12 protein-coding genes and 1 tRNA gene are annotated in these 14,820 nt (G+C 61.1%); 9 read left to right on the forward strand and 4 right to left on the reverse strand.

Going from position 1 to position 14,820, the window contains the following annotated elements; translation table 11 throughout:
- Positions 1-16: 16 nt before the first annotated feature.
- On the reverse strand, positions 17-1,054 hold the full coding sequence (locus ACN0SO_RS02845) for a YeiH family protein (RefSeq protein WP_417674304.1): 1,038 nt from the start codon (positions 1,052-1,054) through the stop codon (positions 17-19).
- Between the two features lie 111 nt (positions 1,055-1,165).
- On the opposite strand from ACN0SO_RS02845, the gene ACN0SO_RS02850 reads away from it, so the two are divergent.
- The gene (locus tag ACN0SO_RS02850) at positions 1,166-2,053 is read left to right on the forward strand and encodes a LysR family transcriptional regulator (protein ID WP_417674306.1); all 888 of its coding nucleotides are present in this window, start codon (positions 1,166-1,168) and stop codon (positions 2,051-2,053) included.
- On the opposite strand, the gene ACN0SO_RS02855 is transcribed toward ACN0SO_RS02850, so the two are convergent.
- Complete coding sequence (locus ACN0SO_RS02855; RefSeq protein ID WP_417674308.1) at positions 2,050-2,721, reverse strand: TetR/AcrR family transcriptional regulator; 672 nt, start codon at positions 2,719-2,721, stop codon at positions 2,050-2,052. The genes ACN0SO_RS02850 and ACN0SO_RS02855 overlap by 4 nt on opposite strands.
- A gap of 241 nt (positions 2,722-2,962) precedes the next feature.
- On the opposite strand from ACN0SO_RS02855, the gene ACN0SO_RS02860 reads away from it, so the two are divergent.
- The 4 genes from ACN0SO_RS02860 to ACN0SO_RS02875 are packed head-to-tail and all read left to right on the forward strand — an operon-like array spanning position 2,963 to position 7,005.
- Positions 2,963-3,910 carry an NAD-dependent epimerase/dehydratase family protein gene (locus tag ACN0SO_RS02860; RefSeq protein ID WP_417674310.1) on the forward strand — a complete coding sequence of 316 codons (948 nt, stop codon included), beginning with the start codon at positions 2,963-2,965 and terminating at the stop codon, positions 3,908-3,910.
- A 1-nt stretch (position 3,911) separates the two neighbouring features.
- The gene (locus ACN0SO_RS02865) at positions 3,912-5,234 is read left to right on the forward strand and encodes a flavin-containing monooxygenase (protein ID WP_417674313.1); all 1,323 of its coding nucleotides are present in this window, start codon (positions 3,912-3,914) and stop codon (positions 5,232-5,234) included.
- 23 nt (positions 5,235-5,257) lie between these two features.
- Positions 5,258-6,310: a cyclase family protein gene (locus ACN0SO_RS02870; protein ID WP_417674315.1), complete on the forward strand. Its 1,053-nt coding sequence runs from the start codon at positions 5,258-5,260 to the stop codon at positions 6,308-6,310.
- Positions 6,307-7,005, forward strand: coding sequence for an SDR family oxidoreductase (locus tag ACN0SO_RS02875; protein ID WP_417674317.1), 699 nt, complete (start codon positions 6,307-6,309; stop codon positions 7,003-7,005). Before ACN0SO_RS02870 ends, ACN0SO_RS02875 begins: the two co-directional genes overlap by 4 nt.
- Before the next feature lie 13 nt (positions 7,006-7,018).
- Here ACN0SO_RS02875 and ACN0SO_RS02880 read toward each other — a convergent pair.
- Positions 7,019-7,108: transfer RNA gene (locus tag ACN0SO_RS02880), tRNA-Ser, on the reverse strand.
- Between the two features lie 590 nt (positions 7,109-7,698).
- Between ACN0SO_RS02880 and ACN0SO_RS02885 the strand changes: the two genes are divergently transcribed.
- From ACN0SO_RS02885 to ACN0SO_RS02900, 4 genes are all read left to right on the forward strand, one after another.
- Positions 7,699-8,895, forward strand: coding sequence for a septal ring lytic transglycosylase RlpA family protein (locus tag ACN0SO_RS02885; RefSeq protein ID WP_417674319.1), 1,197 nt, complete (start codon positions 7,699-7,701; stop codon positions 8,893-8,895).
- 84 nt (positions 8,896-8,979) lie between these two features.
- A complete protein-coding gene (locus ACN0SO_RS02890; RefSeq protein WP_417674321.1) occupies positions 8,980-10,167 on the forward strand; it encodes a D-alanyl-D-alanine carboxypeptidase family protein in 1,188 nt (395 codons plus the stop codon).
- Positions 10,168-10,213: 46 nt separating this feature from the next.
- Entirely contained in the window at positions 10,214-10,912 is a 699-nt protein-coding gene (gene tmk / locus ACN0SO_RS02895) for a dTMP kinase (RefSeq protein WP_417674323.1), read from the forward strand.
- Entirely contained in the window at positions 10,896-11,960 is a 1,065-nt protein-coding gene (locus ACN0SO_RS02900) for a DNA polymerase III subunit delta' (RefSeq protein WP_417674325.1), read from the forward strand. Before tmk ends, ACN0SO_RS02900 begins: the two co-directional genes overlap by 17 nt.
- A gap of 20 nt (positions 11,961-11,980) precedes the next feature.
- On the opposite strand, the gene ACN0SO_RS02905 is transcribed toward ACN0SO_RS02900, so the two are convergent.
- A complete protein-coding gene (locus ACN0SO_RS02905) occupies positions 11,981-14,650 on the reverse strand; it encodes a cation-translocating P-type ATPase (RefSeq protein ID WP_417674327.1) in 2,670 nt (889 codons plus the stop codon).
- Positions 14,651-14,820: the final 170 nt, after the last annotated feature.

The raw sequence follows: 14,820 nt of genomic DNA on the forward strand, positions 1-14,820 counted from the left end.
CTTGGACCAGGGTGGATCAGTGGATTTGAAGCAGGAAGATCAGCCCGAGGCTTGTGACGACAAGCATGAAGATTGAGAGACTTGCGGTCAGGATGACGCGGCCGCCGGCTTGCAGAACCGATCGGATGTCGACCGTGAGACCAAGGGCCGCCATGGCTATGACCGTCAACGTATTGGAGATGTATCCGAGCGGTGCGGCGAGATGCTGGGGGATGAGACCTGCCGAGCGGCATCCCATCATCAGTGCGAAGCCGATGATGAACCAGGGCAGAATCTGACTCAGCCGAATGGAGGTTTCATTTTCCCGGCCTCTGCCGACGGCAAGTGTCAGCAGGACAGGTCCGAGCATCAGGACGCGGATGAGCTTCACCAGTGTGCCGGTCTGTATTGCGATGGGGCCGCCGGGCTGTGCGGCGGCAAGCACCTGCGGAACGGCATAAACCGTCAGGCCCGACAGCACGCCATATTGCGACGTCGTCATCGAAAAGGTGTGAAGCGCTAGGGGCAGGGCGAGAACCACGGCAACGCCCAGAACGGCTGTAAAGGCGATCGCCGCGGCAACATCGTCGCCTTCGGCATCGATGACGGGCGCGACCGCGGCGACGGCGGAATTGCCGCAAATGGAGTTACCGCAGGCAACCAGCATTGCCAGCTTGCGATTGAGGCCGAAGGTTCTGCCAAGGGTGTAACTTGCCAGTATTGCGAACGCCACGAGGACGACGATCCCGCCGACAAGTGCAAATCCGGCGGCTTCCAGGGCTTGCAGGCTGATCGAAGCCCCCAGCAGCACGATCGCCGCTTCCATGATCCGCTTTGCCGAAAACGCGATCCCCTTTTCGACCCCTTTCCAAAGGGGGACGAAGGTCCGGACAGCTGTCCCGATTACAATGGCCAGCACCAGGTTCTCGACAAACTTGCCGCCGGTCAGCTGCACCTCCAGCCCTTCAGCCGCAAAGGCCGCCACGGAAACCAGGATCGAGAGCGCCAGGCCGGGCAGGAGTTGAAAGAGAGATGTTTCCATAAGCCGGGGTGTTTTCAGGGACGTGAACATCATTGGTGCTTTCAAGAAGGCTGGTGCAATGCACATTGCTCCTTTGAAGCGTGAAAAAAAATGAGATAATATATCAAAGAACGTACAAAAAAATCGAACAAAATGCGCACTGCCATGACATTCGAGCAACTGACAATCTTCGTGGCCGTTGCCGAACGCGAACATCTGACCCGTGCGGCCGAGGCTCTCCATCTGACGCCGTCGGCGGTCAGTTCGGCGGTGCGCAAGCTTGAAGACTTTTACGGGGTTCAGCTTTTCGACCGTGTCGGTCGCGGCCTTGTCATCACCGCCGAGGGGCGGCTTTTCCTGGACGAGGCCAGGGCGACCTTGGCTCGGATGCGGTCCGCCGAGCGTTTCCTGGGGGAACTCGGCGGGCTTCAGCGCGGCGTGTTGACCATAGCCGCAAGCCAGACCATCGCCAGCTATTGGCTTCCGGGCGTTTTAATGGGGTTTCATACGCGTTATCCCGGGATCGAGCTTTCGCTTTCCATTGGCAATACGGAGACGGTCGCAAAGGCGGTTGAAACCGGCGCTGCGGAAATCGGTTACGTCGAAGGGGAACTCGATAATCCGCTCCTGCACAAGCGCCATATTGCTGATGATGCGCTGATGATCGTCACCCGGCCGGGGCATCCTCTCTCGGAGGGCAGGCCCGCCAGGCCACGGGACCTTATAGAGAAGACATCCTGGGTCCTGCGCGAACCCGGGTCAGGGACGCGTTCTGCCTTCGAGGCAGCACTTGAAAGAGAAGGGATCGCTGCGTTCGAACTCGATGTCGTGATGGAGCTGCCTTCAAATGAGGCCGTGCTGTCAGCAGTCCGCTCAAGCCAGGTGTCAAGTGCGGTTTCCTCGGCGGCCGCCGCGCCGTGGATTGCGGCAGGCGGACTTGCCTGTGTCAATTTCGAATTGCCGGCCCGTTCGTTCATGCTCCTGAGCCACAAAGAGCGCCATCTGAGCCGGGCTGCGGAGCAGTTGATGGCCGATAGCCTTTCCGGGCATTAGTTTCGGGGCGCGATCACACCTTCCATCAGTGGATCGACCATTTTGCCGGCGAGCCGCTTGCGGGTTGCTGAGGTGTCGTTCTCACGCGGCCGGTACCAGAAGATCGACCATTGCAGGCCTCCCAACAGAACCTTCGCAGTCACCGAGATGTCGACCTTTCGCAATGAGCCGTCCCTTATACCGGCAGCAATCGCTTCCTTGAAATGGTTTTCGAATCTATCGCGGCTGGAAATGAGCTCGCGCAGGGTTTCCCGCTGATCAGGTGTGGTCGCCTCGAACCGGTGGAGCTGGACGCCCTGGGCGACGACGTTTTCAAAGGTGTGGTGTTCGAGCATGGCCTGCGCATGGGCCAACAGCATCGCCCGCAGCACGGTCGCGCCGTTTCCCTTTGTTGAAAGGGCCGGGTCAAGGGCATCGAACAGGTATGTCATCCCGACACGGTGGACGTCGAAGAACAGGTCGGTCTTCGAGGCATAGTAGTGATAGATCCGGCCCTTGGTGCTGCCGAGCCGCCGGGCCACATCGTCAATGCTTGTGGCATGGTAGCCGCGCTCCATGAAGCAACTGGCCGCGCTGGAGATGATTTCCTCTTTCTTCAGCTCGCGTTTGCGCACCTTTTTAATCGGTTCGGCCGGCGGCTCGCCTGCTTCTCGCGCTTTGTTTGTCACAATGGTCTCCACATCGCTCATCCGTTTTCATAGGCGACCGATCGCTTCGTGTTAAGTGCTCTGTTCGGCCGCATGCATGATTGACAGTCTAGATATGTCAAATTAAAAACCTACTAAGTAGTATGTTTGTGGTGGCTGGGATTCCAGAAAGCCGCTGTGTGTGCAGTTCGCGAGTACGTCATGGAAGCGCAGGTCTGTCGGAGCCTGTGAGACAGTCGTTCCGGAACGTCGAGGAGGGGGTATGAGCTGCATTCTTGTCACCGGAGCTGCGGGGTTTCTCGGGCGCCGGTTGTTGAAGGAACTGATCGCTGTGGGTCATATCGGCGGCAAACCCATCCACCGGATCGTCCTGGCGGATGTTCATCCTCCGGCTTGTCCTGTATCTACGGAGATTGACGTCTCCCTCCGGCAGGGTGATCTGTCTGACCACAGCTTTGTTGAAAGCCTGGCGGACGAAGGTTTCGATACCCTGTTTCACCTGGCCTCATTGCTCACCCTGCAGGCCGAAACGGACCCGTCCTTTGCCTACAAGGTCAATGTCGAGGCGCTCCGCGTTCTCATGGACATGGCGCAGAACAGACCAAAGGTTATCTTCAGTTCCTCCATAGCCATTCACGGCGGGGCATTGCCCGAGGTGGTCGATGACGACTGCAACCCAGTTCCGGCCACGACCTATGGAACGCACAAGGCAATCAACGAATTGCTGATCGCAGATTATTCCCGGCTCGGACGGATCGACGGACGGTGCCTGCGATTGCCGATCGTACTGACGAGACCCGGAGCGCCGACACCGGCGGTCTCCGACCAGGTGGCCGCGATCATTCGCGAGCCGCTAAAAGGCATTGATGTGGACGTTCTCCTGTCGGCCGAGACACTTGTGCCCATCGTATCCGCCGGAGCCGTTGTCGCGGCTCTGCTTCGTCTTCACGATGTACCGGCTGAACGGCTGCCGCCCAAGCGTGCTCTCAATCTTCCGGCCTTGTCCGTCACCGTCGCTGAATTAGCTGAGGCGGCAGCTCGGCACGGTGGTGAGGGACGTATCACCTACAGGCCGGACCCGGGTGTTCAAGCCATCGTCAATGGTTGGCCACGTCGATTCGTGTCCCGCCATGCTGCCGGTCTTGGCCTGGGGCCTGACGCGGACCTGGAGGCGCTGATCCTCGATTATCTCCAATACAAGGACGACTGATTTGGCTGAGACAGAACAGACCGGTTCCAAGGCGGATATCTGCATAATCGGAGCGGGATCCTCCGGAATGACAGTTGCCAAGGCGCTGAAGGAGGCCGGTCTTGCGGTCGAAGTATTCGAGAAGGGCTCCGATATCGGCGGCATGTGGCGTTATGAGAACGACAACGGCCAAAGCTCCTGCTATGCCTCGCTTCACATCGATACGTCACGTCCTAACCTTGGATATTCCGATTTTCCTCTGGATCCCGACCTTCCGGATTTCCCCAGACACGATCAGTTCCTGAAACATCTGGAGAAATATGCCGATCATTTCGGCCTCCGGGACCTGGTGACCTTCAAGACGGAGATTGTATCCGTAGAGCCGATCGGAGAGCGTTTCCGGATCCGCTTTTCTACTGGTGAGGAAAGGGAATACAGCACGGTTATTGTTGCCAACGGTCACTTGTCGGATCCGAAGCTGCCGGGCTTTCCCGGAAACTTCGATGGCCAGGAAAGCCATTCGCATCACTACCGCACGGCCGATCCCTTCGCGGATAAGCGGGTGATGGTGGTCGGGATCGGCAATTCCGCGGTAGACATCGCGGTCGATATCGCGCGAAGGGCAAAGCACGTTTTCGTCTCGACACGGCGCAGTGCCTGGGTCATGCCGAAATACCTGATGGGCAAACCGATCGATCAGGTGTCAGGCGCCATCGTCCGGCGCTTCCGGCTGTCTACCAAAGTGACCCGGCAGATCATGTCGTGGCTGATCCGGCTGGGCGTTGGCGATCAGCGCCGGTTCGGCCTGCCGCACCCGAAGCATCCCATGTGGCGGGAACATGCAACCCTCAGCCAGGAACTGTTGCCCTATATCGGCCACGGTTACATCAGCGTGAAGCCGAATGTGCTGGAATTGCGGGGCAATACTGTCGCGTTCGTCGATGGCTCGAAGGAGGAACTCGATGCCATCATCTACGCCACCGGCTACAATATCACCTTTCCCTTTCTACCAACCGACGTATTCGACCCGCGGCAGGAGGCCGGCTGTCTCTATCGGCGCATGCTTTCCCTGCGCTATCCGGGCCTGATTTTTGCCGGTCTTGTTCAGCCGGTGGGTCCAACCATTCCCCTGGTGGAACTCCAGGGAAAGTGGATCGCCGGCCTTCTATCCGGGCAGATGTCCTTGCCCGGACCGGAGGATCGAAAAAGGGAAGTCGAGGCCCATCGGGCGGACCAGAGGAAGACCTATCTCGACAGTGATCGTTATGTCCTTGAAGTCGATTACCGAACCTATGCCGGCCAGATGAAACGGGACTTGCAGTCCGGCAGGGCAGGCATAAACTGATGAAAAATTGGGAGGAATAGACAATGGCGGCTCGTCGTTGGACACACCGGCCGGAAGGGTCCAACTGGGGCGATTTCGGCCCGGACGACCAATTGGGACGCTTGAACCTGGTCACGCGGGAAAAGCTGCGCCAAGGATTGGCGGAGGCGGTCGAGGGGATTGCCTTCTGCCTGTCGCTTCCTCTGGATTATCCGGGCGGGAGCGATCTGAACCCGCGCCGCAGGCCGCCGATTCTTCGGCCGACCCTGCGTGACGGCCAGGTCAATTTCAACGTGACCCTGGGGCCGGACAGCGGATCGACAGATGTCCTTTGCGATGACCTTGCGATCCTGCATCTGCAGTATTCCACGCAATGGGATTCGCTTGCCCACGTCGGCGGGCAATTCGATGTGGACGGCGACGGCGAGTTGGAGCACGTATTCTATAACGGCTATCGCGCCGGATCGGAGATCATCGGACCCGTATCGCCCGGAGATGCGGGGATTGGCCCTGACATGAAGCCGGAGAGTACCTCGAATGCCGGCGCTCTCGGGATCGAGAACATGGCCGCGCATTGCATTCAGGGCAGGGCAGTGATGGTGGATCTGCGCGCCCATCTCGGCGATGCGCATTCCCATGTCGGCTACGATACCCTGATGCCGATCCTCGATCAGGATCAAGTCGTCATCGAACAGGGCGACATGGTCTGTCTGCATACAGGATTTGCTCAGATGGTGCTCGATATGGGCCGGACGCCTGATCCCGAGCGGCTGCACAATTCCTGCGCGGTGCTCGACGGTCGCGACGGCCGGCTTCTCAATTGGATTACCGACAGCGGACTGGCGGCGCTGATCGCCGACAATTACGCGGTCGAGGCCCATCCGGCGCGCCCGTGCGAACGGGACAGCTGCTCGACTTTGCCCTTGCACGAGCACTGCCTGTTCAAGAACGGTATCCCGCTCGGCGAACTCTGGCACCTGACACCGCTGGCCGCCTGGCTGCGCGAAAACGGACGCAACCGCTTTCTCCTGACGGCACCGCCGCTCCGGCTCCCCGGTGCTGTCGGGTCGCCGGTGACGCCGGTGGCAACGGTATGACGGAGCGGGTTCTCATTACCGGCGGTGCGGCCGGGATCGGAGCAGCCTGCGTCGAGCGATGCCGAAGAGACGGCTATGAACCTGTCGTTATCGATCGCGTCGGTGACGGCATCCAGGCGGATCTTTGCGATCCGGTGGAGACGGCGGAGGCGCTCGATAGGGCGCTGGAGGGCGGGCCGATCACCCGTCTGGTCAACAACGTCGGCATGGTCGCACCCGCTTCCGTTGGCGATCAGACGCTGGAGGAGTTCGACAAGGTCGTCGCGCTTAACCTGCGCTGCGCCATGCAATGCACCCAGGCGCTCCTCCCGGGCATGCGCGCGGCCGGTTTCGGCCGGATCGTGAACATGGCCTCAAGGGCCGCCCTGGGCAAGGAATTGCGCACGGCCTATTCCGCCACCAAGGCGGGGTTGATCGGCATGGCAAAGACCTGGGCGCTGGAACTGGGCGAATACGGCATTACGGCGAATGCCGTCGGACCGGGCCCGATCCGAACCGAGCTGTTCGACCGGGCCAATCCGCCTGGGGCCCCGCGAACGCAGGCGATCATCGACGGAATTCCCGTCCGCCGGATCGGCGAGCCGCAGGACGTCGCCCACGCGGTCAGCTACCTGCTGGACGCCCGCTCGGGCTTCGTCACCGGACAGGTGCTCTACGTCTGCGGTGGCATGACCGTTGGTGCGTCAGGGGCTTGAAATAGATAGGGAATGGCGGATGGGGTGGGATTCGAACCCACGGAACGCTTGCACGCTCGCCGGTTTTCAAGACCGGTGCCTTAAACCACTCGACCACCCATCCACTCGCTCCGTTTCCAGTGTTCGGCGGATAAAGTCAAGAGGCATGCGCCCAAGACGATAATAGGTCGTGGGAAAAGCGGCGAAACCAGAGGCTTGAAGGAGTTGGAAGGGAAGGCCGCCGGTCGTGGTGTCGTGGGCAGGGTAGAGACCGGCGGCCAAAGCTGGGTGGTGACCCCAGCATGCTTCGCGACAGGGCGGTCGCTAGCAACAAGGTCACACTAGGCGGGATCCGAAAATGGCTCTGTGATGTGCATCACAAACAGGTCGATGGCGGCATAAACGCACAGGGCGGTCCGGATTTGTCTCCGGAAAACAGGCAAATGGAATGACCAAACGGGCGCCGACCTTGGGAAAACGGCCATTAGGCCTTCGCCCCATCTCGACGTCGCATTCACTTTGCAGTAAGAACATTCGTGCTAGTAGCTGAAACAAATGCCTGAGCGGGGGCTGGGCATTCGGGATATCCGGCGCTTTGTGTTCATCCGCGAAGGGGAATCGAAGCGCGCAGGATGCGAATATTTTTGTGCTAGACGGAATCGCGTGTGCACGGGGCCGCCAACGCGTAATGAGTAGGACGGCGGGATGCTAGGGATGGGCGTTGAAGACGGCATGAAGGTCGTCTGCTCGAAAGCCGCACCAGGTGAAACTGCAGCCGAAAATAACGGCTTGCCGATTGAACCCGATGACCGGAACCGGTGGTCGACCCTTGGTGCGCAACTCAGGACCGGGGTTCTTGTCGTCATGGCGGCAGGTTTTCTGGCTGCTTGCGGAACGGCGGGACCGGTTCAGAAATCCAAATTCAGCCCGAAAAAATACGGTGTCAAAGGCAGCCCGAAAGTGGTTGCCGAAGGAAAGCCTGTGCCGAAAGGCGGCGGGCGCTACATCGTCGGCAAGAAGTACAAGATTGCCGGCAAGTGGTACTACCCGAAAGAAGATCCGAAGTATAAAAAGGTCGGCTTGGCATCCTGGTATGGCCCGACCTTCCACGGTCGCAAGACCGCCAATGGCGAGATTTTCGACCGGAATGCGCTGACTGCCGCGCATACCACAATGCCGTTGCCATCCTATGCCAAGGTGACCAACCTGAACAACGGCCGCTCCATGATCGTTCGCGTCAATGACCGCGGGCCGTTCCATGGAAACCGGGTGATCGATCTGTCCGAACGCGTCGCGACGATGCTGGATACCAAGAGTCACGGTGTCGCCAAGGTGAAGGTCGAATATGTCGGCCGCGCGCGCATGGACGGTCATGACGAAGCATTTCTGATGGCGTCCTACAGCGGTCCGGGAGCGGTCACGCCGGGCGGTACGGTGCCTGGGACCCTTATGGCTCAGGCGACACCTCCCACTCCGGTCTTCGGCCCGGCGCCGGCGCCGGCTCCACGGCCTTACGGTGGTTCCGTCCTGCTTGCGTCTGCGGCTAACACCGGGTCGACCTATCAGGTCGCCTATGATCCGGCGCTGGCATTCGAATCCAGTCAGTCGACCATCGCTGTCGCGTCGCTCAATACGTTTTCTCAATCCAATGTACCGCAGGCCGCACCGGTTCCCGCAACGGCCTACAGCCCGCAACCGGCCGCTTACGCGGAGCCGGCCCCGGCTGGGGCCGCTTCCGGTACGCTCGGCGTCCTGCGTGTCCCGGCTGCCGGCACTCCGCGCAATCTGCTGAGCGGAAGCGCCGTGTCGTCCTATAGCGCCAACAACCGGATCAATGCCGCGTATGACGCGGTCTCCGGTATGGCCGCCGGATCGGTGCCGTTGTCCCGGCTTGCCCGGAACGGGAACTGAGAAACAGCCTGAAGCGGGATCGAAAACGCTTGCACCCGGCGTCCGGGCAGGCGACTCTTCTTCCGGATTCGGGAGGACGCCCCAATGTCGTGTGCTGGCAAATCGTTGGTGCTTAATCTCAAGGTGTTGACCGTGGTGGCTGGCCTGCTGGTGGCCGGGCTGATTTTGCCTGTGCCCGAGGCCTGGGCCGAGACGCTGAAAACCAATGCGCCGATGGCGTATCTTTTCGAGCCCGAAAGCAAGAGCATCCTGTTTGCCAAGGAGGCAGACAGGCCTTTCGAGCCCGGTTCCCTGGCGAAGGTCATGACCGCCGCCACCGTCTTTGCCGCCCTGTCGGAAGGCGAGATCTTTCCACATACGAAATGCCGGATCAGCGAACATGCCTGGCGGACGGGCGGTGCTCCGGCCGGTGGAACGACCATGTTCGCGGCTATCAAGTCGGAAATCGAGGTTCTCGACCTGCTTCAGGGGCTGATCGTCCCGCACGGCAACGATGCGGCGATCGCGCTGGCGGAATGTCTCGATGGCAGCGAGGAAAAATTCGCCGAACGCATGACGGCCCTGGCGAAGAACATCGGCATGACCGGATCCCGCTTCGTCAATCCGACCGGCTATCAGAGCGAAATCGCAAAGACGACCGTGAGCGATATGGTGCGCTTGGCCGACTACATCCTGGAGCATCATCGCGCCTATTACCCGATGTTCTCCCAGCCGGATTTTACCTGGAACAAGATCTTCCAGCGCAACAAGGATCCGCTTCTGGGCGAGATCCGGGAACTGGACGGTCTCGGGGCCGGGCAGAGCGAGAAGGACGGCTACGCGGCCCTTGCCTCTGTCGAACGCGACGGAAGGCGGGTGATCGCCGCTGTTGCCGGTCTTCCAAGCGACAAGGCGCGTCTGGCCGCAGCCAAGGAGGTGATCGAGGGCTCGTGGGAATATTTCGGCATCTCCAAGCTCTATTCCCGCGGAGACACAATCACCAATGCCCGTGTCTTCGGCGGCACACAGTCAGAAGTCCCGCTCGTTGCTAGCAGCGATGTGGCGGTCCTGTTGCCGCGCGGAACGACGCTGGACTATCGGTTGCGCGTTGTCTATTCCGGCCCCCTGAAGGCGCCGGTTTCAGCAGGAACCGCGACCGGAGAGCTGCGGGTGATCGGTTCGAACGGAATCGTCTATCGCGCACCACTGGAAACCGGTGCGGCGGTGGCAGAAGGCAATATGCAGGAAAAGGCGTTGGACGGCCTGATGGAATTGCTGTTCGGCTGGCTTTAAAAATCCTATGACAGGCAATCGGGTAAAAGCCGGGATTGGCGGATAAGTGCAGGGACGTTTCATCACCTTCGAGGGCGGCGAGGGCGCCGGCAAATCCACCCAGATCGACCGGTTGCGGAAACGGCTGGAAGCTTTGGGGCTTGCCGTGGTGGTGACCAGGGAGCCCGGCGGCTCACCTGGGGCGGAAAAGATCCGCCGGATCCTGCTGAGCGGCGAAGCCCGGGATCTGGGTCCGCGCGGGGAAGCCATGCTGTTTGCCGCGGCCCGCGCCGATCACGTGGATACCACCATCATTCCCGCCCTGGGGCGCGGCGACTGGGTGCTTTGCGACCGCTACGCGGATTCGACTCGTGTCTATCAGGGGGAGGCCGGGGTCGATCCGAACTATCTCGATCTGCTGGAAACCGCTGCCGTCGCCGGCGTGCGCCCTGACCTGACGATCCTCATCGACGTGCCGGCCGATATCGGCATGTCGCGGGTCTCCAGCCGTTCCGAAGCCGGCACCGGAGACGGCCCCGACAGGTTCGAGAACGAAGAGATGAAGGTGCACGAGCGCCGACGGATTCTATTTCTCGACCTTGCCCGCAAGGAGCCGCAGCGCTTTGCCGTGATCGACGGCCGTCAAAGCCCCGACACGGTCGAGGAAAAGATCTGGGAGGCCGTGCTCTCCCATTTCGTCGAGGAATTGCCTCAGGCGGACCAGAGGCCCGAACCGGTGGAGGCTGGCGTTGGCGCGGGCAAATGATGTCATGGACGTCCCGGAAGCGGACCGGCTGGACGGCATGCCCTTGCCGCGCGAACGTGCGCGGCTGATTGGTCACAGGGAGACGGAACAGGCGTTGCTCAACGCCTACCGGTCCGAACGCCTGCATCACGCCTGGATCCTCGGCGGGCCGAAAGGCATCGGCAAGGCGACACTTGCCTACCGCTTCGCCCGGTTCATCATTGCCCATCCGGACCGTTTCGGAGCGGAGGTGGCAGCCGCGTCCGATCTCGATCTCGCGCCGACCCATCCGGTCTTCATGCAGGTGGCATCGGGGGGCAACCCGAACCTCTTGCATCTGCGCCGCCCATGGGACGACAAGGCGAAGCGTTTCAAGACCGAATTGCCGGTCGACGAAGTGCGCCGGACGGTTTCCTTTTTCGGAACCACGGCCTCGTCCTCCGCATGGCGGATCTGCATCGTCGATGCAGCCGACGACATGAACATCAGCTCGGCGAACGCCCTGCTGAAAGTCCTTGAGGAACCGCCGGCACGCTGCCTGTTTCTGGTCCTGTCGCACGCACCCGGCCGGCTGTTGCCGACGATCCGCTCCCGCTGCCGGAGGCTCGATCTCGATCCTTTAAGCGAAACGGAAATCGCCGAAGGCCTGTCCGAATTGGCGCCCCAAGCCACAGCCGATCCGCAAGCCCTGAAAGAACTGACGCGCTTTGCCGACGGCAGTCTTCGCTCGGCCTTGACGCTTCTGGCGGGCGACGGTCTTGCCATCGCCAAGGGGTTCACCGCACTGGCGGGACAAGTACCGAAGGTCGATATCGCAGCCCTTCACGGGCTCGGGGATCTTGTCGCTGCCCGGAACCAGGACGACAACTGGGAGGCGTTTCTGCATATCTGGCGCATGTGGCTTCATGAACGCATGCGCCAGATGTCCGGCGGGCGCGCAGCCGACATGCTGCCCTTTGCGGAATTGTGGGAAGCGGCCAACCGTATGGCGTCGGACACCGAAGCGCTAAACCTGGACCGGAAGCAGGTCGTACTGTCGTTCTTTCAGCGCCTGTCGAAGCTGGCTTGAACCACCAAAAGGTCCGCAAGTTATTGGCGGAACCGGTCGAACAGAAGTGCCCCGATCTGATTGACTACCAGCGGTGCCGAACTCATGCCGAGAATGATCAGCCACATGTCGCGATCCGGCGGGACGATATGCAGAATGTCTGCGATCGCCGGGACGTAGGCCGGAACGGCAAGCAACAAGGTGCACAGGACAATAGCGCCCCAGACCCAGACGTTTCGCGTCACTTCATTGTGCAACAGTCCCGAGCGCCGGTGCCGCATGTTGAAGACATGCCAGAGCTGGGAAAAGGCAAGGGTGAGGAAGGTGATTGTCACGAGCTCATCCGGGGTGGGTGCGAGCCAAAATTCGGCGGCAAACAGCGCGCCGAATGTTCCTGCCGTCAGCACGAGGCTCTGAGCGACGATAGCAGACCACTGGGGCCGTCCCAGGATCGGCTCCTTCGGCGGGCGCGGCGGCTGTTTCATGATGCCTTTTTCTCCTTCGCCCAGGGCCAGCGCAAAGGCGGGAAAGACATCGGTGACAAGGTTCAGATAAAGGATCTGCAACGACAGGATCGGCAGCGGAAGGCCGGACAGGACGGCAATGCCGACGACCAGGACTTCGCTCAGGTTGCAGGATAGTAGGTAGGCGGCAAAGCGGCGGATGTTGCCGAAAATCACCCGGCCTTCACGCACCGCCTTCACGATGGTGGGGAAGGCGTCGTCGAGGAGGATCATGGCGGCTGCCTGCCGGGCGACATCGGTTCCGCGCAATCCCATCGCGATGCCGATGTCGGCCTGGCGCAGGGCAGGGGCGTCATTGACCCCGTCGCCCGTCATGGCCACGATTTCTCCCGCGTTCTGATAGGCTCTGACCAAAGCAAGTTTTTCCGATGGGTTGACCCGGGAGAAAATATCCGTTTCCAGCAGTTTGCCTTTATCTGAACCGTCCATGGCCAAAAAGTCTGGCCCGTCGACCATGCGGGAGGCCTCGCTTCCAAGGCCGACATGGCGGGCGATACTGCGGGCCGTCACCGCGTGGTCGCCGGTTACCATGACGACCCGCATCCCTGCCTCGCGGCAGCCGCGAATGGCGTCGGGAACATCGGCTCTTGCCGGGTCTTCAAGGCCGATCAATCCGAGGAAGGTGAGGCCGTCGTAAGGATCTTCGCCCGCTGTTTTTGCGGTCTTGGCGGCACACGCCAGGACACGGAGCCCCCGATGGCCGAGCGTATCGATGCGGCTTACCCATTCGGCACGCCTGACATCGTCCATCGCGGCTTCGCCATCGGCGGTGGCAACGAAGGCAACCCGAAGCAGCACCATCTCCGGAGCGCCCTTTACGGCATAGAAATAGCGGCCGCCGTCGGCATGGACGGTGGCCATCATCTTGGTCGATGCATCGAAGGCGGTTTCGCTTACGCGCGGATGCGTTTCCAGAAAGGCACCTTGCGCCAACCCGGCACGGTCGCCGAGGCGCAGCAGCGCTTGTTCCATCGGATCGCCGCTGTGGTCCTTGTCGTTCTCGCCGAGCGCAGCGTTGTTGCAAAGAACGGCCACCTTCACCAACTGCCGGAATTGCGGGCGGTTTTCCAGATCCGGCATCGGAGTATCGGGCGCTCCGTCGTTCGCGGCGGGAGTGAGGTCCAGTTCTTCGTCCGAAACACAAAGATGCCGGACCGCCATCCGGTTCTCCGTGAGCGTTCCGGTCTTGTCCGTCAGGATCACGGTCGTCGCCCCGAGCACTTCGACGGCCGGCAGGCGTTCGATCAGTGCATTCTGCCGCGCCATCCGCCACATGCCGCGGGCAAGCGTCAGCGTGGCGACCACCGGAAGCCCTTCCGGGATCGCGGCAACGGCGAGCGCAATGGCGCTGTCGACCATCAGAAGAATGTCTTCGCCCTTCAGGATGCCGGTGCCGGCAATAAGCGAAGTCAGGATGAGCGTCGCCCACACCAGTTGGCCGGACAGCTTTGCCAGACCTTTTTCCAGTGGGGAGTCTTCCGGCTGCGCTTCTTCGGCGAGCTGCGAGATCCGGCCGAGTTCGGTCCCGGATCCGACTGCGACGACGACGCCGGCTCCGCTGCCCCGTGTAATGAACGTCCCCTTGAAGAGCATGGATGTGCGGTCGGCGACAGGGGCGTCTGATGCCACCGGTTCGGGCGATTTGTCGACGGCAACGGATTCGCCGGTCAGGGCCGATTCGTCCGCGCCGACATTCGAGGCTTCGAACAGGCGGATATCCGCGGAAACGCCGTCTCCGCCTTCAAACAGGACAATATCTCCGACAACAAGGTCTTCCGCGGGCACGACGCGGACCTGTCCGTTCCTGCGCACGCGCGCCGACCGGGTGCCGAGTGTCCGCAAGGCTTCTATCGATCGCGCCGCCTTGATTTCCGTTCCAAAACCGATCGCGGAATTCAGAGCGAGGACAACAAGGATCGCTGCCCCTTGGCTCCATTCCCGGAAATAGAGCGCCAGGATTGCTGCCGCGCCGAGCAGATAGACGACCGGACTCTCAAACTGATGAAGCAGGACGAGGAGTGGTCGGACCTTCTTGCGGGTTTCGATGGTGTTGCCGCTATGGCGGGCCCGGCTTTCCGCAACGCCGTGATCGGAAAGGCCATCGGTCGTGGAAACGCCCAGCGTCTCAAGCACATCCGCAGCGTACAGGCAATGCGCGTTTACAGGCAGCGTGGAACGGTTGGGCACGTAAGAGGTCTTCTGCTGGTTGAGGCAACACACAAGGATACAATCGGTTCTATATCGCTGGTGAGGCAACACTGCGTTGACAAGACGCAACCCCGAGAAGAATGACCGGTCGGAAAAATGGTGTCCGGGATTTCGAATAGGCAGAAAGGGCGCCCGTTGGACGCCCTCCC

Source organism: Roseibium sp., from assembly GCF_048260565.1.
Taxonomy (GTDB): Bacteria; Pseudomonadota; Alphaproteobacteria; order Rhizobiales; family Stappiaceae; genus Roseibium.

Coding starts and splice junctions, on each gene's coding strand:
- ACN0SO_RS02845 (WP_417674304.1), bottom strand. CDS start 1,054: ATGATGTTCACGTCCCTGAAAACACCCCGGCTTATGGAAACATCTCTC.
- ACN0SO_RS02870 (WP_417674315.1), top strand. CDS start 5,258: ATGGCGGCTCGTCGTTGGACACACCGGCCGGAAGGGTCCAACTGGGGC.
- ACN0SO_RS02850 (WP_417674306.1), top strand. CDS start 1,166: ATGACATTCGAGCAACTGACAATCTTCGTGGCCGTTGCCGAACGCGAA.
- ACN0SO_RS02875 (WP_417674317.1), top strand. CDS start 6,307: ATGACGGAGCGGGTTCTCATTACCGGCGGTGCGGCCGGGATCGGAGCA.
- ACN0SO_RS02890 (WP_417674321.1), top strand. CDS start 8,980: ATGTCGTGTGCTGGCAAATCGTTGGTGCTTAATCTCAAGGTGTTGACC.
- ACN0SO_RS02860 (WP_417674310.1), top strand. CDS start 2,963: ATGAGCTGCATTCTTGTCACCGGAGCTGCGGGGTTTCTCGGGCGCCGG.
- ACN0SO_RS02885 (WP_417674319.1), top strand. CDS start 7,699: ATGGGCGTTGAAGACGGCATGAAGGTCGTCTGCTCGAAAGCCGCACCA.